Annotated in this window: 1 protein-coding gene; it reads left to right on the top strand. The window is 52.2% G+C overall.

What is annotated here, in order from left to right; all coding sequences use genetic code 11:
• The coding region (locus SB717_RS39840) for a hypothetical protein (RefSeq protein ID WP_410908883.1) at positions 1-232 on the top strand (232 nt) is incomplete at both ends.

The raw sequence follows: 232 nt of genomic DNA, 5'->3' as shown, positions 1-232 counted from the left end.
CGCTACCATTCCTAAGGCCTTAGATGGCGGCTACCTCGATAAGAGCTGGTATTCAAAGCCGCCCTTGGAGCTGATCCAGGCACTCTCTGGCTACCTAGCTAACGACTGGGGAGTTCCAAAGGAGTCTCACCTCCTGATTTTGGATAACACTGAGACTATGGCGTCGAACGATGAAGAAGTCCGGATGTTGTCAAGGCAAATTCTGGAACTTTCGCGTCGAGTCGGTCGAGTC

Source organism: Priestia sp. SIMBA_032, from assembly GCF_046535215.1.
Lineage (GTDB): Bacteria > Bacillota > Bacilli > Bacillales > Bacillaceae_H > Priestia > Priestia aryabhattai.
This window is presented reverse-complemented; position numbering and strand designations above follow the sequence as displayed.